At 36.3% G+C, this 20,919-nt stretch carries 21 protein-coding genes; 8 read left to right on the top strand and 13 right to left on the bottom strand.

What is annotated here, in order from left to right:
- Positions 1–93: 93 nt before the first annotated feature.
- The 3 genes from A6B43_RS07915 to dacB form a co-directional block, all read right to left on the bottom strand.
- Positions 94–3,189: an efflux RND transporter permease subunit gene (locus tag A6B43_RS07915; protein WP_124211010.1), complete on the bottom strand. Its 3,096-nt coding sequence runs from the start codon at positions 3,187–3,189 to the stop codon at positions 94–96.
- A 12-nt stretch (positions 3,190–3,201) separates the two neighbouring features.
- Positions 3,202–4,398, bottom strand: a complete 1,197-nt coding sequence (locus A6B43_RS07910) for an efflux RND transporter periplasmic adaptor subunit (RefSeq protein WP_124210432.1) — start codon at positions 4,396–4,398, stop codon at positions 3,202–3,204.
- Between the two features lie 276 nt (positions 4,399–4,674).
- The gene (dacB, locus tag A6B43_RS07905; RefSeq protein ID WP_124210431.1) at positions 4,675–6,117 is read right to left on the bottom strand and encodes a serine-type D-Ala-D-Ala carboxypeptidase; all 1,443 of its coding nucleotides are present in this window, start codon (positions 6,115–6,117) and stop codon (positions 4,675–4,677) included.
- 103 nt (positions 6,118–6,220) lie between these two features.
- Here dacB and greA point away from each other — a divergent pair, with 103 nt between their 5' ends.
- Positions 6,221–6,697 carry a transcription elongation factor GreA gene (greA, locus tag A6B43_RS07900; RefSeq protein WP_124210430.1) on the top strand — a complete coding sequence of 159 codons (477 nt, stop codon included), beginning with the start codon at positions 6,221–6,223 and terminating at the stop codon, positions 6,695–6,697.
- A gap of 67 nt (positions 6,698–6,764) precedes the next feature.
- Here greA and dapB read toward each other — a convergent pair whose 3' ends face one another.
- The 4 genes from dapB to pepP form a co-directional block, all read right to left on the bottom strand.
- Positions 6,765–7,577 (bottom strand): 4-hydroxy-tetrahydrodipicolinate reductase, encoded by an 813-nt coding sequence (dapB, locus tag A6B43_RS07895; RefSeq protein ID WP_124210429.1) that lies wholly within the window; start codon positions 7,575–7,577, stop codon positions 6,765–6,767.
- Positions 7,578–7,686: 109 nt separating this feature from the next.
- Positions 7,687–8,445, bottom strand: coding sequence for an SDR family NAD(P)-dependent oxidoreductase (locus tag A6B43_RS07890; RefSeq protein ID WP_124210428.1), 759 nt, complete (start codon positions 8,443–8,445; stop codon positions 7,687–7,689).
- A 23-nt stretch (positions 8,446–8,468) separates the two neighbouring features.
- Positions 8,469–9,551, bottom strand: coding sequence for a 3-phosphoserine/phosphohydroxythreonine transaminase (gene serC, locus A6B43_RS07885; protein ID WP_124210427.1), 1,083 nt, complete (start codon positions 9,549–9,551; stop codon positions 8,469–8,471).
- 26 nt (positions 9,552–9,577) lie between these two features.
- On the bottom strand, positions 9,578–10,897 hold the full coding sequence (pepP, locus tag A6B43_RS07880) for a Xaa-Pro aminopeptidase (protein WP_124211009.1): 1,320 nt from the start codon (positions 10,895–10,897) through the stop codon (positions 9,578–9,580).
- A 138-nt stretch (positions 10,898–11,035) separates the two neighbouring features.
- Here pepP and mazG point away from each other — a divergent pair, with 138 nt between their 5' ends.
- The 6 genes from mazG (at position 11,036) to can (ending at position 16,161) form a co-directional block, all read left to right on the top strand.
- Entirely contained in the window at positions 11,036–11,836 is an 801-nt protein-coding gene (gene mazG / locus A6B43_RS07875; protein ID WP_124210426.1) for a nucleoside triphosphate pyrophosphohydrolase, read from the top strand.
- Positions 11,837–11,925: 89 nt separating this feature from the next.
- Positions 11,926–12,645, top strand: coding sequence for a response regulator (locus A6B43_RS07870; protein WP_124210425.1), 720 nt, complete (start codon positions 11,926–11,928; stop codon positions 12,643–12,645).
- Positions 12,646–12,692: 47 nt separating this feature from the next.
- Positions 12,693–14,081, top strand: coding sequence for an envelope stress sensor histidine kinase CpxA (gene cpxA / locus A6B43_RS07865; protein ID WP_124210424.1), 1,389 nt, complete (start codon positions 12,693–12,695; stop codon positions 14,079–14,081).
- 153 nt (positions 14,082–14,234) lie between these two features.
- The gene (locus tag A6B43_RS07860) at positions 14,235–15,005 is read left to right on the top strand and encodes a Nif3-like dinuclear metal center hexameric protein (RefSeq protein ID WP_124210423.1); all 771 of its coding nucleotides are present in this window, start codon (positions 14,235–14,237) and stop codon (positions 15,003–15,005) included.
- Positions 15,006–15,125: 120 nt separating this feature from the next.
- Positions 15,126–15,335 carry a cold shock domain-containing protein CspD gene (gene cspD / locus A6B43_RS07855; protein ID WP_124210422.1) on the top strand — a complete coding sequence of 70 codons (210 nt, stop codon included), beginning with the start codon at positions 15,126–15,128 and terminating at the stop codon, positions 15,333–15,335.
- A gap of 139 nt (positions 15,336–15,474) precedes the next feature.
- Positions 15,475–16,161, top strand: a complete 687-nt coding sequence (can, locus tag A6B43_RS07850; RefSeq protein WP_124210421.1) for a carbonate dehydratase — start codon at positions 15,475–15,477, stop codon at positions 16,159–16,161.
- A gap of 79 nt (positions 16,162–16,240) precedes the next feature.
- On the opposite strand, the gene A6B43_RS07845 is transcribed toward can, so the two are convergent.
- From A6B43_RS07845 to rplM, 6 genes are all read right to left on the bottom strand, one after another.
- Entirely contained in the window at positions 16,241–17,005 is a 765-nt protein-coding gene (locus tag A6B43_RS07845) for a Zn-ribbon-containing protein (RefSeq protein WP_124210420.1), read from the bottom strand.
- Between the two features lies 1 nt (position 17,006).
- Complete coding sequence (locus tag A6B43_RS07840; protein ID WP_124210419.1) at positions 17,007–17,912, bottom strand: cation diffusion facilitator family transporter; 906 nt, start codon at positions 17,910–17,912, stop codon at positions 17,007–17,009.
- Entirely contained in the window at positions 17,912–18,472 is a 561-nt protein-coding gene (locus A6B43_RS07835) for an ABC transporter ATPase (protein WP_237306880.1), read from the bottom strand. Before A6B43_RS07835 ends, A6B43_RS07840 begins: the two co-directional genes overlap by 1 nt.
- Positions 18,469–19,245 carry a peroxide stress protein YaaA gene (gene yaaA / locus A6B43_RS07830; RefSeq protein ID WP_124210418.1) on the bottom strand — a complete coding sequence of 259 codons (777 nt, stop codon included), beginning with the start codon at positions 19,243–19,245 and terminating at the stop codon, positions 18,469–18,471. Before yaaA ends, A6B43_RS07835 begins: the two co-directional genes overlap by 4 nt.
- Before the next feature lie 90 nt (positions 19,246–19,335).
- Entirely contained in the window at positions 19,336–19,731 is a 396-nt protein-coding gene (gene rpsI, locus A6B43_RS07825) for a 30S ribosomal protein S9 (RefSeq protein WP_124210417.1), read from the bottom strand.
- Between the two features lie 15 nt (positions 19,732–19,746).
- Positions 19,747–20,175 (bottom strand): 50S ribosomal protein L13, encoded by a 429-nt coding sequence (gene rplM / locus A6B43_RS07820; protein ID WP_124210416.1) that lies wholly within the window; start codon positions 20,173–20,175, stop codon positions 19,747–19,749.
- Positions 20,176–20,494: 319 nt separating this feature from the next.
- Between rplM and A6B43_RS07815 the strand changes: the two genes are divergently transcribed.
- On the top strand, positions 20,495–20,890 hold the full coding sequence (locus A6B43_RS07815; RefSeq protein WP_124210415.1) for a Z-ring associated ZapG family protein: 396 nt from the start codon (positions 20,495–20,497) through the stop codon (positions 20,888–20,890).
- Positions 20,891–20,919 lie beyond the last annotated feature (29 nt).

Raw genomic sequence — 20,919 nt, 5'->3', positions numbered from 1 at the left:
AAATAAACAAGCGGTTAGATCTTCACATTATTTTGCAATTTCGCATTTGCAAATTATTGGTCAAATCTAACCGCTTGCTATCTGATAAAATAATTATTTGATTTTTGTATTCACTTGATTTTCATCAAATTCCATTAGCGGTTTATGCTCACTCGCTAAGAAAGTGTAAATAACAGGTAACACAAACAGAGTAAAGATCGTTCCTATCGCTAAACCTGCTACAATAACAATCCCAATACTAAAACGCATAACTGCCCCCGCTCCTGTTGCAAATAACAATGGTACTAATCCTGCAATCATTGCGGCAGTTGTCATTAAAATTGGGCGTAACCGAATTTTTGCAGCATAGAAAATTGCTTCTGCTCTTGATTTGCCGTGATGAAGCTGTTCTTCTTTTGCTACTTCACACATCAAAATACCGTGTTTAGTGATCAAACCGACCAACGTAATCAAGCCCACTTGCGAATAAATATTTAAAGTGGAACCAGATACACCTGCCAATCCTAAAATATTTAGCACAAATAATGATCCACTAATTGCTAAAGGCACAGACACTAAAATCACTAACGGATCACGCCATGATTCAAACTGAATAGCTAGTACTAAATAAATCATCACAACTGCCAGTGAAAAAGTAATCGCTAAGGCATTACCCTCTTGTTTGTACTGACGAGACTCACTCATAAAGTCATATTGATAACCAGCTGGTAAAATTTCTGCTGCTTTTGCTTCTGCCCAAGCAACCGTATCCCCCATTGATCCCGATAAAATACCTGTAATTTTTGCTGAATTTAACTGATTTAGACGGCTTAAACTTGCTGGTCTTGTTTCTAATTTCATCGTAACAAATGCACTTAACGGTATAGAGTCGCCATTACTTGCTGTAACAAAATAATTACCAAGATCTTGTGGATTTAAACGATTTCTACGTTCAACTTGCGACACTATATTATAAGGGCGGTTATCAATATCAACTCTAGCTAACGTTGCGCCAGATAAATAGCTCCCCAATGTTGAGCTGATTTGTTGTACTGTAATACCATAAGTCCCTAATTTCTCACGATCTAAATTGATCCGCATTAATGCTGTATCAAATTTCAAGTCTAAGGTACTGAAGAAGAATTTACCTGAACGTTGTGCCTCTAATAAAAATTGCTGTGCAACTTCTGCTAATTTAGTGTAATCATTAGCAGTCGTAATCACTAACGAAAACGGTAAATCGCTCTCACCGGTTGAAATTTCAGGGACTGGGAATGCCATTATAGATACTTCAGCAACACGTTGTATGATTTGGTTAATAGCCCCTAATACTTCTGTCTGCGAACGAGTACGCTCACTCCAATCGACTAACGGTAATAATGCAAATGCACTATTACTACTCGGATAGCCCGGCATAATTTGAGTAGCACTTACTTCTGGAATTTTTTGTGTTTCATTTGCAAAAGGTACCATAATATCTTGAATGTAATCTAAATTTACGTTTGACGGCCCATTTGCAATCGCCATAAGAATGCCACGGTCTTCTGAGGGTGCAAGCTCGGTTGGCAATGATTTCAATAAGAACGGAACTGTTGAGAATATAGCCAATGCAAAAACTAACATTGATTTACGCATTGTCATCACAAAACTAAGCATATTCGTATAACAGGTTGTCATTTTTGTAAGAAAACCATCAACACAACGCTCTAATTTACTCTGCTTACCTTCTTCCGTTTTTTTCAAAATTCGGCTTGACATCATTGGTGATAATGTTAATGCCGCTACGCCTGAAATAAATACGGACCCTGCTAAAGTTAAAGCAAACTCTTTAAACAATGTTCCTGTAATTCCACCCATTAACGCCATTGGTGAATACACTGCCATTAAGGTTACTGTCATAGCAATAACAGGTGTTGCAATTTCTCGTGTACCAATAATTGCAGCTCTAAATGGTGTTTCTCCCTCTTTAATATGGCGGTCGACGTTTTCAAGTACGACAATCGCATCATCAACAACTAAACCGATAGCTAAAATTAACCCAAGTAAAGTTAGCAAATTCAGAGAGAAGCCAAAGCCCTGCAACACCATTATTACCCCAACGAGTGAAATTGGAATGGTAATAATTGGGATAATCATTGCACGGAATGAACCTAAAAATAGGGTAATCACAACTAAAACAATGAGTGTTGCTTCAAAGATAGTTTTAATTACTTCTTGGATAGAACTATTGATGGCAATAGTTTTATCATACATCACCTCTAGTTCCATTGATGCGGGAACATCTTTTTTGATTTTATCAAATAACGGATATAAATTTTTAGCAACGGTTAATGAGTTAGCCGTACTCGCTGCCTCAACGGCAAGAACAACTGCATCGGCTCCATTTACAATAGCACGACTATTATCGTTATTTTTATCTAATTCAATTTTTGCAATATCTTTTAATTTAATTTGCTGACCGCTTGCGGTAGTACGCACAACTAAATTACTTAACTGCTCAACATTGCGTGTAGTAGATTCCACTTTATTTGCATAAGCAGTGAAATAACCATTGGTATTACCTGCCGCAGTTTGCACATTGTTAACAGACAACGAAGCCATAACTTCTGGAGCAGATAGCCCAAGCCCCGCCATTTTATCTGGATCTAACCAAATCCGTAGCCCAAAATCTGTTCCACCAAATATTGTTACTTTTGAAACACCACTTACAGTGAATAATTGTGGCTTCACTACACGTTCCACATAATCTGTAATTTGAGGTGCTGAAAGTTGATTAGATGCAAAGCGAACAAACATTATCGCTTCCATTGAGCCATTTGACGCTGAAATAGAAGGATCTTCAATTCCTAATGGCAACTCTGAACGAACCGCATTCACTTTTGATGCAATGTCTGCCACAGCAATACCTGGATTAGTATTCAACCGCATTTTAATCGTGATCCTACTACTATTTGCAGCGCTTGATGAGGTGATATAATCTATATTGTTTGCTTGTGCAATTGACTCCTCTAATTTAGAAGTAACAAACGATTGCATTGTTTCCGCATCAGCCCCTGGATAAACAGTTGAAACCGTTACAATAGTATTTACCATTTCAGGATATTCACGCACTTGCAGCTTAAATATCGCTTGCAATCCTAAAATAACAATAACGATACTGATACTTATAGCTAAAACAGGTCGTTTAATAAAAATATCGGTAAATTTCATCATTTTCCTCAATTATAAACGTGTATTTTTAGAAGGTTGTGTTGTTCCTACACCTGCTTTATCAGATATTTCAACCAACGCATTATTATGTAACCGTTGGAAACCACCCGTTACAATCGTATCACCTACTTTAACACCAGAGATTAACTGTGCATAAATTCCTTGACGATCTGCAGTTTTTACTTCGACTTGTTTTACTCGAGCTAATTTATTGACATTATCTCCATACATTTTAGATTGCTCAAATTTTGCTTTTTCTTCTGCTGATAAAGGCTCAATCACATAGGCACTTTCACCATACATTGTGTAAGTAACAGCAATTTGTGGGACAACAACCTGTTCTCTTTCTGTTGGTAATGCAATGCGTAAACGAGCAAACATACCTGAATAGAGTTTATCTCTACCATCTACTGTTGCCTCAAGCTCAACTAAACCTGTCGATTTATTTACTGCGGGATCAATGGCAGAAATACGTGCATCAAATGTTTGTCCTGATAATGCATCTGCGGATACAGTTACTTTTTGTCCAAAAGAAAGACGTTCTAAATCCGTTTGAGGCAATGTAAAGCTTACTTTCATTTTACTGCGATCTTCTACTCGCACGATTTCAGTCCCCATATTGATGTATTGACCTACATTGATTTTAACGATCCCAGCCTGACCATCAAATGGAGCATAAATCTGGCGGCGCTTAATTGATGCTTTTAACGATTCAATATTCGCAACTAACTGATTATAAGCTGAACGGGCATTGTCTAATTCTGATTTTGATGCGCTATTTGAAGCAATTAACGTTTGAAAACGGTTATAGGTTGCTTGCACACTAGGCAATTGGGCTTCCATTGCACGCAAAGATGCCTGTTCTACCGAACTATCTAATTCTACTAATAGCTGTCCTTTTTTTACTATATCGCCTGATTTCACCAAAATATGATTAACCGTACCACTGACTTGAGAACTTAACATCGCTCCTTGATTTGGGCGAACATAACCTACTGCTTCAATAGCAGGAGTCCACTCTTTACCTTCAACTTTCATTACAGTTACTAATGATGATTTCTCTGGGGCAGATTTTGCATAGGCCGCCTTTTGCTGATCAATAAACATATTGAGGCCAACAACACCGATAAAAATCAGTGCGACCAATAATAAAATCAAGACAAAGCCAAATCTTTTAAGAAAAGAGGGCTTTTTAACTGCATCTGACATAGTTGCTCCATTATTAAACTAGAATTACTCTCCCTCATACATAAGCCATTTTCAATAACTCTCTTATGTTATCAGGTAAGCTTTTAGGGTTTATTCTTTTTAAAAATATTGATTATCTGCAAAATTTAGCTATTAAATAACCGCTTGTAGCAAAACAATAATGCAATAATAGTGGATAAACCAAAACCTAAAATAGCCGCCTATTCTACTATTTTTTGATTATTTAGCAAACACAAACATATCTCAATTTGAACTAAAACAAGTGCTTAGATCTTATTACTCGTTATACAAGTTCATAAATAACGCATTTTCAAACTGATTAAGGGGGGCTCGTTTAGTTTTACTTTCTATATTTTGCGAGGTGGAATAACCATTGATAAATTCAACAAAAGCAATCCGTTCTCCTCGCACATTGCTCATAAAACCTGCTAAATTATATACACCTTTTAATGCACCAGTTTTCGCAATAAGATTATTTGCTAAAGGAGCCGTAATTACTGATCCTCGACCAGATAATGTGCCATCTACTCCAGCAATTGGAAAGGTTTCAAACAAATGTAGTTGTTCCTCATTCTTTGCAATAAAAACAAGGGCATCTAACATTGTTTGAGCATTCACTAAATTATGACGAGAAAGTCCTGACCCATCAACAATAACACCATTTGCCAAATCAATATTTGCCTGTTTTTTTAAAATATCTCTTAGTGCTTGGCTTGCAAGCGGAAAGCTGGCAGAGCGTTTATATTTTTGATTAGCTATGGTACGAAAAAGGGTATCTGCAATCTGATTATCCGATTTCTTCATCATCTTTTTAACTAAATCAGAAAGTGGAACCGAATAATGCTCCGCTAACAACAAACCTGTCTGAGGCTTGGTTGCAACCTGTACTTGCCCGCTAAATTTAATACCACTGTGTTTTAATTTAGCTTGTATCATACTTGCCCCATAAGCTGTTGGATCTTGCACGGCAAAACTCAAACCAAAAGGTTTGTCTTGACGAGCCAAACAACCTTTAATATGGTAACGATTATTATCACTCACTACCGCATCAAGTAAACAATACGGAACGTCTGCATTTTCTGCTACATAAGCAGAACTGAATACTTGCACAGGATATTCTGCAGGTACATTGACCGTAACAGGACTCCCCGCAGGCTGACTAGCCTCTAAATTGGCATAAAAGCAGTTATGGTCAATATTGACGGCTGCAGGCTGTGCACTAAAACAGAGCGATAAATCATTCCAAATCCAGCCTGAAGCCTTATTATGACTCGTAAAAACGCTAGTATCGAGAATTAAATTTCCTGTAATTTGACGAATACCTTGCTTTCCTAACTCCTCAACTAATTTAGTTAATTGAATATGAGATAAAGTAGGATCGCCAGTAAATTTAGCAATTAAATCCCCTTTTAATGTGCCGTTTTCAATATTTCCTTTACTCAAAAAGGCTGTTTGAAAGCGAAAATCATCGGGAAGTGCCAGTTTAGTAGCTAATGCCGTAAATACTTTTTGTGTGCTCGCAGGTAACATAAATGCTTGGCTTTGATGTTCTGCAATAATTTGCCCTGTCTCCAAATTTTTAGCAATCACACTGACGGATACCCCCGCAGGTAAAGAAGATAATAATTCAGATACAGCGACTTTAGCTCCCGTTGATAGAGGAAAACTAACCAAAAAAATCAATAAAGTTTTAGAAAAAATATGGCGGAATGAAAACATAATCTAGGTTGCTATTTTTGAAAAGAAAATGAATAATATAGCTTTCAAAACAGCTCGTAAACAGTCAATTTACCACTTACAATAAAATTTGAAAGGATACATAATGAAACAAATTCCAATGACAGTTCGAGGGGCAGAACTACTGCGTGAAGAACTGGATTTTTTAAAAAATACACGCCGACCAGAAATTATTGCAGCTATTGCCGAAGCTCGTGAACACGGTGATTTAAAAGAAAATGCTGAATATCACGCCGCTCGTGAACAACAAGGTTTTTGCGAAGGAAGAATTCAAGAAATTGAAGGTAAATTAGGCAATGCTCAAATTATTGATATCACTAAAATGGAAAATACTGGAAAAGTAATTTTTGGAGCCACCGTTACTTTAGTGAATAACGACACCGATGAAGAAGTAACTTACCGCATTGTTGGGGACGATGAAGCCAATATTAAAGAAGGCTTAATTTCAGTCAATTCCCCGATTGCTCGTGGCTTAATCGGTAAAGAAATTGATGACACTGTCAATATCAAAACGCCTGGTGGAAATATTGAATTTGATATTTTAGATGTAAAATATCTGTAATCTACCAAAGAATAAATATTTACATAAAAGGGCTGATTTTCAGCCCTATATTTTTTATAACTATTGACTACAAATTATTCAAATCCAATACATCAGTCATATCAAATAATCCGTGTGGTTTGGTTTCAAGCCATTTTGCTGCTCGAACAGCGCCATTTGCAAATGTCATTCTGCTTGAGGCTTTATGGCTGATTTCTACACGTTCACCATCATTGGCAAACCATACGCTGTGCTCCCCCACAACATCACCGGCTCGGATAGTTGCAAAGCCAATTTCATCACGTTTACGTTCACCCGTAATGCCTTCTCTAGAAAAGACGCCGTGCGTTTTTAAATCACGCCCGAGGGCTTTAGCAATATGTTCTCCCATTGATAATGCTGTACCAGATGGAGCATCAACTTTATGCCGATGATGCGCCTCAATGATTTCAATATCACTATCATCACCCATTACTTTTGCCGCTTTTTCAAGTAATTTAAAGACTAAATTTACTCCAATACTATAATTTGAAGCAAACACAACAGCTATTTTTTCAGCCGCTGTGTAAATAGCTTGTTTTCCTTCCTCATCAAATCCTGTTGTGCCAATAACTATTTTTTTGCCGTGTTGTTGGCAAAAATTAAGGTAATCTAATGTGCCTTCAGGGCGAGTGAAATCAATTAAAAGATCAAATTGATCTGCTTGGCTTGCCAGATCATCACTGATCTTGATACCTATCACGCCAATACCAGCAACTTCGCCTGCATCTGCATTAACCAATGATGAACCTTTGCGAACAAACGCTGCACCTAACATTACATCCTCTGCTTGCTGTACTGCTTGAATTAGCTGACGCCCCATTCTGCCACCAGCTCCAACAATTCCAATTCTTAATGCCATTTTTACGTCCTTTCTACTCTTTTAACGTGTTTTTAATTATAAGCGGTTTGATTTTAGCAAAAATTTGTAAGCTTATCTTTCTTTGCTCATTTTTAGAAAAAATATATTACTATTTTCGCTTTTGAATTTCTGCCACGATTTTTAACAATAAAAAATCAGGGATAAATCGCCTGCCTAATACTAATATTTTATTGAGCCAATTTGGAATAATTACCGCTTTTCCGCACTGTTGCACAGCAATTTTTGCTACCTCTTCTGCTGATTGAACATTCAAGCGGTCAAATAATTTAGAATTTTGCAAATTTGCGGTTTTCTCAAATTCCGTTGCTGTTGTACCAGGGGCAAGGACAGATATTTTTATATTGCTCTCTTTTAACTCATAACGTAGTGCTTGGCTAAACGAAGTAACGAAAGCTTTGGTTGCATAATATACCGCCATTAACGGCCCAGGCATAAAACCTGCAACCGAAGACACATTCAGAATTTCACCTTGATTATATTTTTTCATTGGTTGCAAATAGCATTTGGTTAAAATCATTACCGCTTGAATATTCAAATTGACCATTGCAATGTTAGTTGCAAGATCTGTATCACTGAACTTGCCAAACACGCCTACCCCTGCATTATTGATTAGCCGAAAGACAAACCAGCCTTGCTGTTCAGTTATTGCAAACAGTGCTTGTGCATTTTCTGGGGAAGCGAGATCAAGTTCAATAATTTCAACATTTGTATATTCCTTTTGAAATTGCTCTAATCGATGTTTACGGCGAGCAACTAAGATCAAATATTCCCCTTGTTCAGCATATTTTTTGGCTAATGCGTAACCAATACCCGATGATGCCCCTGTAATCAAGGTATATTTTTTCATTACCACTCCGTATTTAGGTAAGATTAGCTATTTTCCTGTTCAAATTTCTGCATAAACTCAATTAACGCTTTCACGCCCTCAATCGGCATTGCGTTATAAATAGAAGCCCGCATTCCGCCTAATACTTTATGCCCTTTTAAGGCAAGTAGCCCACAAGCGGTTGCTTCTGCCACAAATTTTGCATTTAGTTCATCATTATCTGTGGTAAAAGTTACATTCATTAAAGAGCGGTTAGCTTTAGCAACTTGATTACGATAAAACGTGCTTTGATCCAAATAGTCATACAATAATTTTGCTTTAGCTTGATTACGTTCTTCAATTTTGGATATGCCACCTAAATTCAATAAATGCTTGAATACTAACGCACACAGATACCACGCAAACGTTGGTGGTGTGTTGATCATTGAATCGCTTTTTGCTTGTATTTCATAATTCCAAATAGACGGTGTTGCAAACCGAGCGTTGCCGATAAGATCTTCACGCACAATTACCATTGTAATTCCTGAAGGCCCTAAATTCTTCTGAGCACCTGCATAAATTAAGCCAAATTTGCTAATATCAATTTCACGAGATAGAATCGTTGAAGACATATCTGCCACCAATACTGCATTACCAACTTTAGGTAATTCAAAAATTTCAACACCACTGATTGTTTCATTAGGGCAATAATGTACATAATCATATTGATCTGCAATGTGGCTAAAATCTAAATTTCCAATGGTTAATCGCTCACCCTGTTCCAAAATTGAAATTTCATCAATCTCACAAAATAGACGAGCTTCTTTAGCTGCCGTTGCAGACCAATGCCCACTGTTTAAATATAAGGCTTTGCCTTTCTTACCAATTAAATTCATCGGGATAGCAGCAAATTGTCCCCTTGCTCCCCCTTGCAAAAATAGAACCTTATAATTATTTGGGATATTGTATAAAAGGCGAAAATCCTGCTCTGCTTGGGTAATCAGATCTATAAACGGCTTACCACGATGGCTAACCTCCATAACAGACGTTCCCAAACCTTGCCAATCTTGTAATTCTCTTTGAGCTTGCGCTAATACTTCAGGCGGAATCATTGCAGGTCCTGCACTAAAATTGAATAGATGCTTCATTGTATTTTTCCTTAAATGATTAAATTTTAATGGCTTGCCATTATTGCTTCAATTTCCTCAATCTCTTTCGGCACACCGCTAGTGAGATTTTTATTACCATATTCGGTAATCAGTAAATTATCTTCAATGCGAATACCGATGCCTTTATATTGTTCAGGTACATCGGCGTTTTTAGGAATATAAAGCCCAGGCTCAATTGTCAAAACCATACCAATTTGAAGTGGTCGATCTCGATCTACACCATAATCACCTACATCGTGTACATCTAAGCCTAGCCAATGCCCTAAACCGTGCATATAAAATGCTTTATAAGCCTTTTCCTCAATTAACTGTTCTACCTCACCTTGCAAAATACCCAAACGAACCATTCCTTCCGTCATAATACGAACGGCTTTATCATTTGCTAATTTGATTGAACTATTCGGTATAAGCAATTTTGCACTTTCTTTCATTGCCTCTAACACAATTTGATAAATTTCTTGTTGAGCAGGGCTAAATTTACCATTAATCGGAATAGTTCTAGTAATATCTCCTGCATACATAGCAAATTCTGCCCCAGAGTCTATCAATAATAATTCGCCGTCTTGAAGCACTTGATCATTTTCATTGTAGTGCAAAATACAGGCATTTTCTCCACTAGCAACAATCTGGTTATACGAAGCAAACCTTGCACCAAAACGGGAAAATTCGTGCTGAATTTCTCCCTCAATCTCCATTTCATACCGATTCGGACGGGTCTGTTTCATTGCACGAATATGTGCCATTGCCGAAATATGGCACGCTTGCTGTATTAGAGCGAGTTCATTCTCAGATTTAATTAAACGCATTTCTGATAACATTGGTTGCCAATCTATCATCACCGTTGGAGCAGCCTGACGCAGTGCCTTCATTTTATCAAAAGTGGCAAAAAGAATAACATCTCCCCATTCTTGAATACCTCGAGCGTAATAACAAGCGGTGAGATCCACCAATTTTTTTGCCAATTCAGTTTCAATATTCTCTATATCATAAGCGATATCAACGCCTAATAATTGGGGGGCATTTTCAAGCCCCAGCCGTCTGCCATTCCATGTTTCCATCAGTGGATCTTTTTCTCGGAGAAACAGTACAGTCTCACATTGCCCTGCTTTTTTCACGAGTAATAAGGCTGATTTTGGTTCTGCAAACCCAGTAAGATACCAAAAATAGCTATCTGGACGGAAAAGGTAATCACAATCACTATTACGTCGTTTTTCTGTTTCCGTAAACACAATTAACGCTGAATTATCTTGCATCTGGTCAAATACTCGCTGACGGCGTTGGGTAAATTCTACTTGGGGTAATTTTTGTAGATAGGCTAAATCCATCATAAAATCCTTATTGAAATTTGAAAAATTGTCGAAATTGTAACATAATTACGCTGAATAAATTTACAAATTTAATTAGCAAACACCCCCTTGCTCTTCATAAAATCACTCTTTCTTCAACTTTAGGGATATTAGAAAATGTTAAAAATCAATCAACTACTTGAAACAGTAGCTCAGTTAAGAGATCCTAAAACAGGCTGCCCTTGGGATATTAAACAGACTTTTGACTCTATTTTACCTCATATGCTCGAAGAAAGTTATGAAGTTGCCGAAGCCATTCACACACAAGATCGCTCTGCATTACGGGAAGAATTAGGGGATTTATTACTACAAGTCATTTTTTTAAGCCAACTCGCTAAAGAAGAAGGTTCATTCGATTTTAATGATGTAGCAAATGATTTATATGAAAAATTAATTTTCCGCCACCCACATGTTTTTGGAGATAAATCTGCTAATAATAGCGAAGAAGCTCTACAATATTGGGAAGCCCAAAAAGCAGAAACCAAACAACAAAAAGGGTATCGCTCAATTTTAGATGATTTACCCTACGCTCTTCCCGCCCTTACCCGTGCCAATAAATTGCAAAAACGATGTGCGAAAGTTGGATTTGATTGGGATAACCCCAATGATGTTGCCGATAAAGTTGAGGAAGAATGGCAAGAAGTTCAGCAAGAACTCAATAACTTACCCATTCAACCTGAAAAATTAGAAGAAGAATTAGGCGATCTCTTCTTTGCTAGTGTAAATTTATGTCGCCATCATAAAATTGATGCCGAAGACTGTTTACGTAAAGCAAATGTCAAATTTGAAAACAGATTCAAAAAAATTGAGCAATACCTTGCTAATCAAGAAAAATTTGTTAGCGATTGTACACTTGAAGAGCTTGATTTTATTTGGAATGAAATAAAAACAATGGAAAAAATTGACAAACTTCTGTAAAGTAATGCTCTTTGACACAAAATAATGTCAAGAATGCTAATTTATTAGCATACGCTATAAAATAATTTCAATGGAATAGGAAAAACGCTATGCCAAAAATTTTACTTGTTGATGATGATGTTGAACTCACTGAATTACTAGCAGAATTGCTCTCTTTAGAAGGCTTTGAAGCTCACGTCGTTCATAATGGTCAAGAAGCTTTAGATGAGTTAGAACAAAATTCATATGATTTAATTCTTTTAGATGTGATGATGCCTGTTCTTAACGGTATCGAAACATTAAAACAGGTACGTCAAAAATATATCTTACCTGTACTTATGTTAAGCGCTAGAGACGATGAAATAGACCGTGTATTAGGTTTAGAGCTTGGTGCAGATGATTATTTGCCAAAACCATTTAATGATCGTGAATTAGTCGCTCGAATTAAAGCGATTTTGCGCCGTACTGCAAATCTAAAAGAGAATGTAATAGATGGGGGTTCACATTCACCCGATGAGGAATCAAAATTCCTACATTTTGGTGGTGTAGAGCTTCACCCTGGTCGCCAACAAGCCATTTTTGACGGAAAAGATTTAGATTTAACTGGAACAGAATTTGCATTATTACAAATTTTAATGCGTCATCCTGGACAAATTCTTTCTCGGGAATTACTTAGTTTAGAGATCTTAGGTAAACGTCTTACTCCATACGATAGAGCTATTGATATGCACATTTCTAATTTGCGTAAAAAGCTCCCCGAAAGAAACGATAATCTCCCGTGGTTTAAAACTTTACGGGGCAGAGGTTACTTACTTGTAACTGAAAAATAATAGATCCCCCACTTCGGGGGATTTCTATTCTCTCAATTGGATCTCTTATGCGTCATCTTTGGAATAAAATTAATACATTACGTCATTATTTGATTTATCAGATATTCTCTTCGTTTTTTTTAATCTTCGTGATTATTTTAAGCATCGTGCTTGTATTACCTTATTTTGATGCTCGAACATTAATACCTATTGAAGAACAAAAACAGCATTATTTCAATAAAGAAAGTTTATTTACTCAAAAAGAATATAACTTAGATGAAGTCTTTCGCCGAAACCTCATCGTAACCTCTAAAAATGGTTATGACGTTATTTTACTTAATCCCAAGAGTAATATTATTAGTGGAATAAACCCTGCAAATGTTAATGCATTAAGATCATTTATTTTCAAATCTAATAATCCAATATTTCCTAAACAACGCCGCTTGGGCTCTATCGAAATTTATGGTCCATTTGTCCTTCATTCCAATGATCACACTTACTATCAATATTTTATTGAACGGGTTGTCCCCCAACAAGAAATTATCAATGTCCTATTTGACAATCCCATTTTACTATTTTTACTGCTGTTAGCCATTTGTACGCCATTGCTACTTTGGCTATCATGGCGTATTGTCAAACCAGTAAAAGCATTGCGCTTTTCTGCTGATGCCGTTGCTACAGGTAACCTAGTAGTTAACCCTAAATTAGAAACTGAAGGTATCAATGAATTTCGCTCTGTTGGACGAAGTTTTAACCGAATGATCTCAGCTTTGGAAAAACTTACTAGCTATCAACAACGGCTATTATCTGATATTTCCCATGAGCTTAAAACACCCTTAACTCGAATGCAATTAGCCGTATCTCTTATTCGCTACCGCAATGGTGAGTCTAACGAGCTTACTCGTATTGAAAATGAAATTCAAAAACTAGATACAATGATTCATGATCTACTTTCCCTTTCTCGCCAACAAATTAACAACCATTTGCATCGGGAAGTCTTTACTGTAAATAAAATTTGGGAAGATGTATTTGAAGATGCTAAATTTGAATTGGAGCAAAATGGATTAAATTTTTGCGTTAGTCTTCGTATTCTACACCCTAAACGTTACTATATTAATGGTAATATCAGTTTGCTTTCTAGTGCCTTAGAAAATGTTATTCGCAATGCCAAAAAATACGCTGAAAGCCAAATTAAAGTAATGATTTATATCGACAAAAATGAGCTTATTTTTACGATTGATGATGATGGAATTGGTGTTCCTGAACATCAATATGAAGAAATTTTCCGTCCTTTCTATCGAGTTGATGAAGCTAGAGCCAGACAAACAGGTGGAACTGGTTTAGGGCTTGCCATTGTTTATAATGCTATTCAGCAACATAAAGGTACAGTAATTGCTGAAAAAAGCCCAATTGGCGGTTTACGTATAAAAATACAACTCCCACTTTGGACCAAATAAACCTTTATACTTATCATTCCACAGAAAAATTATTAGAGAATAAATAAAATTTATTCTCTAATGAAAATCACTGATAATTTTTCTCTCAACAATAGTTACTACGGTAAATTTTCACTAAAATATAACCGCTTGTATATTAAAGAAGGATAAAAAATGCTAACCAATTTACAACTTGAACAGATTTTAGATGAAAAACTCAACAGTAAAATGATTGCTGACTATGCCCCAAATGGGCTACAAGTGGAAGGCCGTCGTGAAATTCAAAAAATTATTACAGGTGTTACCGCCTCATTGCCCCTCATTGAGCAGGCGATTTCTCAAAATGCCGACGCTATTTTAGTTCATCATGGCTATTTTTGGAAAAGCGAAAATTTAGCTATTCGAGGAATGAAAGGCAAACGGATTAAACAACTCTTAAAGCACGATATCAATTTATTCGCCTATCATCTCCCTTTAGATATTCACCTTGAATTAGGCAATAATGCACAGCTAGCTAAACAGCTTGGTATTACACAATTAAAAGGCTTAGAAAATAAACCCAACTCTATTCCTGTTTATGGCGAGTTATCTCAACCAATTTCAGCAAATGAGTTGCAACAAAAACTCGCTGGATTATTACAGCACCCTGTCATTTTATGTGATGAATTTATTGCCGATTACCCACAGAAATTAATAAAAACTATAGGGATTTGTTCCGGCGGTGGGCAAGGCTATATTGATTTGGCTGCAGAAAAAGGCTGTGATGCTTTTATTAGTGGCGAAATTTCTGAGCAAACAACCCATTCAGCTCGAGAACAAGGCATCTATTATTTTGCTTGCGGACATCACGCTACAGAACGAGACGGGGTTAAAGCTCTAGGTAGATGGCTTGCACAACACTATAATTTAGATGTGCAATTTATTGATATTGATAACCCTGCATAGCAGAACATATATGCTATAAAAATTTTGTGATCTAGATCGATATTTTAACATTTGCTCGTTGAGAATCTACCAATTTACCTTAATATACGCTTAACATACATTAAGAATGGAGATTATCTTATGGAAATTGGCACAGTCAAATGGTTTAATAATGCTAAAGGCTTTGGCTTTATTACTTCTGATGTTTTTGAAGGCGATATTTTTGCTCATTTTTCAGTGATCGAAGGCGATGGCTACCGTTCACTAAAAATGGGGCAGAAAGTTCAATTTGAATTTAATAATAGTGATAAAGGTGCGTCTGCATCAAAAATTATACCTATTGTGGAATAACATATTAAAAAAATACAAGCGGTCAGTTCAGTCATAACTTGACCGCTTTTTTATACCTATCTGAATACAGCTAAGCATTTTTCTTCCTTATCCCCTTTATGCTAAAATAATTATCCTACTAAAAGAACAAAGGGATTTAATGAAAAAAATCGAACGCCTCTTTGCCAACAACCACGCTTGGGCAACACAAATGAAAGACGAGCAGTCTGACTACTTCAAACAGCTCGCCGAACATCAAAAACCTAATTACCTATGGATTGGCTGCTCTGATAGTCGAGTCCCTGCTGAAAAACTTACTGGGCTTGAGCCGGGTGAACTATTTGTTCACCGTAATGTTGCTAATTTAGTTATTCATACGGATCTTAACTGCTTATCTGTAGTGCAATATGCCGTAGATGTTCTTGAAATTGAACATATTATCATTTGTGGACATACTAATTGTGGCGGAATTAAAGCTGCTATAGGCACAGAAGATTTTGGACTAATCAATAATTGGCTACTACATATTAAAGATCTTTGGTTAAAACATAGCCATTTACTCGGCAAACTCACAAGCGAACAGCGTGCAGATATGCTAACCCGTTTAAATGTGGCAGAACAAGTCTATAATTTAGGGCGCTGTTCTATTGTAGATAGTGCCTGGAAAAGAGGGCGTTCGCTTTCTATCCACGGTTGGGTCTATGACGTAAACGATGGGTTTCTTATTGATCAAGGTGTAATTGCAACAAGCAGAGAAACCCTGGAAATCACTTATCGCAATGCTATTGCAAAATTACTCACACAGGCTGATGAAATTTCTACTAAAAATGAACAGATAACTAGTTAGTAAAACAAGCAGGAAGGCATTCAATTCCTCGTACTTCTTGCTTATTTTACTTAAATCGCACCGCTTGTAAGAGAATTACTTACTGAATTTCCCAACTTAAATTAGATACTAATCGACATTGATCACATTTAAACTGAAAAATTGCAAAAGGCTCTGCTAATTTCCAGCCTTGATTACAACTTGGACATTTACGGTTATGCTCAATTTCAGAATCTTTGCCTAAACGATATAAATAATAGTAAGTCGGAATTTGACTCTCTATTTCAATAGCTTGTGCTATTTTACGTCCTTGCTGAGATAATTCACTCTCTACCTCAGAAATTTGCGACAACGCCTGCTGTTCTAATATATTCCCATTCATTTGTAACTGATCACAGGCCTGCCAATCTTCCTGCCACTGGATAATTTTTTCATTTAATCCACTATGTTGAACTGCTCGATAAAGTGGTACTGGACAGAAAGTAACGCCATTATAAATCGGTGAACAGGTATCTAAATGCGTTGTATAAAGAATATAGAATGTTGCTGGCATTTCACTTGTTTGCTCTGCGTTATAATCTCGTCCGACAACTTCAAAATATTCAAAATAGACATTTGCCTCTTCTGCTTGAACCAATGCTTCAGATACATTTTCACTATTCCAATTTGGCAGCAAACTATCTTGTTCAGGAATAGCTACTCGCACCTGAAAACTAGAATGTGTCTGCGTTTGGTGATGAGTTACCCCAATTTCACGCCCAATCACCTGCCCATTTATTCGCCATTGATTGACAATTTGATCAATCAATGTTACAGGATCTTGCTCAAAATTTTGGTAACTAAAATAGGCAATGGCTTGATACATTTTATTTCTCTTTCAATAAGTTAGCACGTTCTTGTTGTACACAACTAGTCGGCTCTTGATGAATAATCACTTCCGAAATTGGAAAGGCTTCAAGTAATTTTCGCTCTAAACTATCTGTAATTTCATGAGCAACAATCAATGGCAAATGATCATCAAGTTCTAAATGTAACTGGATAAACCTTACTGCTCCAGCTCTACGAGTTCTCACATCGTGAATACTAATAATTCTTGGATGCTCGAGCGCAATTGTCCAGATGCGATCAACCTCTTCTTGAGGAAGTGCTTGGTCAAGTAATGATTGCATTGCATCCCATAACATTTTGACCGCATTGTAGAAAATATAAAATGCAATACCGATAGCAAAAATAGCATCAGCGTAAATAAAACCATTTAGATTTAATAACATTGCGATCAAAATAGCCCCATTCATATATAAATCTGTTTGATAATGAAGGGAATCTGCTTTAATTGCAGGGCTATCTGTAAGTTTAACTATTTTATGCTGATACAATACCAACCCAGCAGTAAGTAAAATAGATATAATACTGATTATCACACCTAATTCACTGCTCTGTATAAATTGTGGTTCTGTTAAACGTTGAAGCCCTTGTAATAATAAAAAAGCCGCTGACCCCGTAATAAATGCGCTTTGTGCCAATGCTGCCAAGGATTCTGCTTTACCGTGTCCAAAAGCATGATCATCATCAGCAGGACGTAACGCAAAACGTAACACTAGCATATTTGTTATAGATGCAAATAAATCAACCACTGAATCTGTCATTGCAGCTAAAATCGCCATTGAACTTGTTTGCCACCAAGCAAAAGCTTTAATGACAATAAGAATTCCCGCAATTGCAATCGCTAAATTTGCAGCACGTTTAACCAAAATATTATAGGATTCTTCCATTATTTACACTCAATTAACCACGGAAACAGAATAAATTTTTCTGCTAATTGTGCAATTTCTAACTGATCAGCGGTGAGATCAACTGAATTTTTTGTCAAATTTTCTGCTGTAATTGACCGCTTGTTTGAGAATTGAATTTGTCCAAAACCACAAGGTAAATTTCGTCCTCGAGATAATTCCAATTGAATATTATGAAAACGATCTGTTGGTGGGTAAATTATTTGGCTACGTAGTTCACCATCTTCAATTACTAATTTTTTCTGTAAATTAGATTGCTTTTCAAAGAGTTTTTCTCGTAGTGTTAAACGTTTTTCTAGGCTTTTATGAATAGTATTTTTATCTAAAAAGAATAAAATGCCTTGCTGCCAATTCTCAGGGTCTTTTGCACCATCACTTGGTAAATAAAGGAGCTGTCGCATTTCATCAAGGCGATTATCTGTTATCTTTTGATAACGCTGCCCATCAAATTGCACAATATCAGGTAAGCTAAAATCTACTGGACGATTTACACAAGCGGTAACAAAAGCAGAAAATATTACCAACATGAATAATCTAATCACAGCTGTTCCTCTCGTTTAAATACCAACTCTGTTGCAGTTGAGCTTTCTTCATCAAACCAATAACCACCAAAATTAAATTCTTTTAACTGCTCAATCTTTGTCGGCTTTGTTTTTAATAAGTAACGAACCATCATTCCTCTTGCTTTTTTCGCATAAAAGCTAATTATTTTAAACTTACCATTTTTCTCATCTAAAAATATTGGCTTTATGATTTTAGCAGTTAATCGCTCTTTTTTTACTGCACTGAAATACTCGTCTGATGCAAGATTAAGTAAAATATTATCACCTTGTTCATCAATTGCATTTTGCAAATGATCCGTAATAATATTTCCCCAAAAATGATAAAGATCCTTACCTTTCGGATTCGCTAATTTTGTCCCCATCTCTAACCGATAAGGTTGCATTAAATCAAGAGGTTTAAGCAATCCATATAGACCTGATAACATTCGTAAATGGCTTTGTGCATACTCAACTTCACAATGATTCAACGTTTCTGCTTCTAGCCCAGTATATACATCACCTTTAAATGCAAATAATGCTGGTTTTGCATTCTGTATTGTATGCTCTATGTGCCATTGTGCAAAGCGAGCAATATTTAGGCTCGCTAATTTATCGCTAATTGACATCAACGATGCTAATTCAGCAGGTGTAAATTGTTTACAAATATCAATAAGATCTTGACTATAAGCAGTCAGTTGTGGTTGAGAAAAGGCAAAACCTTCAACATTTGTTTCAAAATCAAGTGTTTTTGCTGGGGATATAACGGCTAACATAAAAATATCTCTACTTTCAGTTTAATAATGAATAGGAACCAGAATAGAAAAAGGCAGGAAAATTCCTGCCTTTGCTCAAAAAACGAAAAATTAACGTTTTGAGTATTGTGGACGACGACGTGCTTTGTGTAAACCCACTTTTTTACGCTCAACACGACGAGCATCACGGGTAACAAAGCCCGCAGCACGTAATGCTGGACGTAAAGTTTCGTCATATTCCATTAATGCACGAGTAATACCATGACGGATAGCACCCGCTTGACCAGAAATACCACCACCTTTAACAGTGATATAAAGATCTAGTTTATCAGTTAATTCAACTAATTCTAAAGGTTGACGAACAACCATTCGTGCTGTATCACGACCGAAGTAAACTTCTAAAGAACGTTGGTTGATGGTAATATTACCACTGCCCGGTTTGATAAATACACGAGCTGAAGAGCTTTTGCGGCGACCTGTGCCGTAGTTTTGATTTGCTGCTGTCATTTTTCTGCTCCGTGATTAAATATCTAAAACTTGTGGTTGTTGTGCTGTATGGTTATGTTCAGAACCTGCATACACTTTTAATTTACGGAACATTGCACGACCTAATGGGCCTTTTGGCAACATACCTTTAACCGCGATTTCAATCACTGCTTCAGGACGACGAGCAATCATTTCTTTGAAAGTAGCATCTTTGATACCACCTACATAGCCAGTGTGCCAGTAGTAGATTTTGTCAGTTTCTTTTTTACCTGTTACAGCTACTTTTTCCGCATTGATAACGATGATGTAATCACCAGTATCAACGTGTGGAGTGTACTCAGCCTTGTGTTTACCACGAAGACGACTTGCTAATTCAGTAGCTAAACGACCTAGCGTTTTACCTGTCGCATCTACTACATACCAGTCACGTTTAACTGTCTCTGGTTTTGCTACAAAAGTTTTCATTAATTAAATCCAAATTAAATTGTTTAAACCCAATATCCTAAAGGATATTACCTATACGGTAGAATTAAACCCCTTCGAGTCAATTCAGACCAAACTTGTATAGCGGGAATACTATACAAAAACAGGGTGTCGATATTATACGGATTTTATTACCTAAATGCTAAATATTTTTTATAAAAAATGCTAATATGTCGATTATTTCAAAATATTAGCAGATTAATCAAAATAATCTTTTCAAAAAAATAAGAAAATGGTAGAAATATAAGACTTTATTATAATCATTTAATTTAAGTACAACTAACAATAGGTAGGAGCAATTATGGAACATTGGTCAAATGAAATGTGGGTTATCATTATCTGTGCATTTATTCTGGGCATAATTATCGGCTATGTAGTTTTACGAACCACAAATGCCAATGCGAAAAAACAACAACAATTAGCTAGCGAATTAAAATCTGCTAATCTAAAAATTGAACAGCAAAAGGAACAGCTTGAAAAACATTTTCAACAGTCTGCTAACTTACTTGCTACTCTTGCTGATGATTATAAAAAACTTTACACCCATTTAGCTGAAAGCTCGCAATCTTTATTGCCTGAAGAAGCTCAACAAAAAATTGAATTTTTCCAACCAACCCAGATCACTAACACAGCCGTAACCGAAGATAATCAACCTAAAGATTATTCAGAAGGTTCATCAGGTATATTAAAATCGTAGTAAATATAAAAGTAATAAAATAAAGAAAA

Origin of the sequence: Vespertiliibacter pulmonis (assembly GCF_013377275.1) — a bacterium.
Lineage (GTDB): Bacteria > Pseudomonadota > Gammaproteobacteria > Enterobacterales > Pasteurellaceae > Vespertiliibacter > Vespertiliibacter pulmonis.
Note: the sequence above shows the minus strand (reverse complement) of the source record. Positions and strands in the feature narration are given on the sequence as shown.

Bases quoted from the DNA above. Each gene is read 5' to 3' on its own strand.
- A6B43_RS07915 (WP_124211010.1), bottom strand. From the start codon at position 3,189: ATGAAATTTACCGATATTTTTATTAAACGACCTGTTTTAGCTATAAGT.
- A6B43_RS07910 (WP_124210432.1), bottom strand. From the start codon at position 4,398: ATGTCAGATGCAGTTAAAAAGCCCTCTTTTCTTAAAAGATTTGGCTTT.
- dacB (WP_124210431.1), bottom strand. From the start codon at position 6,117: ATGTTTTCATTCCGCCATATTTTTTCTAAAACTTTATTGATTTTTTTG.
- greA (WP_124210430.1), top strand. From the start codon at position 6,221: ATGAAACAAATTCCAATGACAGTTCGAGGGGCAGAACTACTGCGTGAA.
- dapB (WP_124210429.1), bottom strand. From the start codon at position 7,577: ATGGCATTAAGAATTGGAATTGTTGGAGCTGGTGGCAGAATGGGGCGT.
- A6B43_RS07890 (WP_124210428.1), bottom strand. From the start codon at position 8,445: ATGAAAAAATATACCTTGATTACAGGGGCATCATCGGGTATTGGTTAC.
- serC (WP_124210427.1), bottom strand. From the start codon at position 9,551: ATGAAGCATCTATTCAATTTTAGTGCAGGACCTGCAATGATTCCGCCT.
- pepP (WP_124211009.1), bottom strand. From the start codon at position 10,897: ATGGATTTAGCCTATCTACAAAAATTACCCCAAGTAGAATTTACCCAA.
- mazG (WP_124210426.1), top strand. From the start codon at position 11,036: ATGTTAAAAATCAATCAACTACTTGAAACAGTAGCTCAGTTAAGAGAT.
- A6B43_RS07870 (WP_124210425.1), top strand. From the start codon at position 11,926: ATGCCAAAAATTTTACTTGTTGATGATGATGTTGAACTCACTGAATTA.
- cpxA (WP_124210424.1), top strand. From the start codon at position 12,693: ATGCGTCATCTTTGGAATAAAATTAATACATTACGTCATTATTTGATT.
- A6B43_RS07860 (WP_124210423.1), top strand. From the start codon at position 14,235: ATGCTAACCAATTTACAACTTGAACAGATTTTAGATGAAAAACTCAAC.
- cspD (WP_124210422.1), top strand. From the start codon at position 15,126: ATGGAAATTGGCACAGTCAAATGGTTTAATAATGCTAAAGGCTTTGGC.
- can (WP_124210421.1), top strand. From the start codon at position 15,475: ATGAAAAAAATCGAACGCCTCTTTGCCAACAACCACGCTTGGGCAACA.
- A6B43_RS07845 (WP_124210420.1), bottom strand. From the start codon at position 17,005: ATGTATCAAGCCATTGCCTATTTTAGTTACCAAAATTTTGAGCAAGAT.
- A6B43_RS07840 (WP_124210419.1), bottom strand. From the start codon at position 17,912: ATGGAAGAATCCTATAATATTTTGGTTAAACGTGCTGCAAATTTAGCG.
- yaaA (WP_124210418.1), bottom strand. From the start codon at position 19,245: ATGTTAGCCGTTATATCCCCAGCAAAAACACTTGATTTTGAAACAAAT.
- rpsI (WP_124210417.1), bottom strand. From the start codon at position 19,731: ATGACAGCAGCAAATCAAAACTACGGCACAGGTCGCCGCAAAAGCTCT.
- rplM (WP_124210416.1), bottom strand. From the start codon at position 20,175: ATGAAAACTTTTGTAGCAAAACCAGAGACAGTTAAACGTGACTGGTAT.
- A6B43_RS07815 (WP_124210415.1), top strand. From the start codon at position 20,495: ATGGAACATTGGTCAAATGAAATGTGGGTTATCATTATCTGTGCATTT.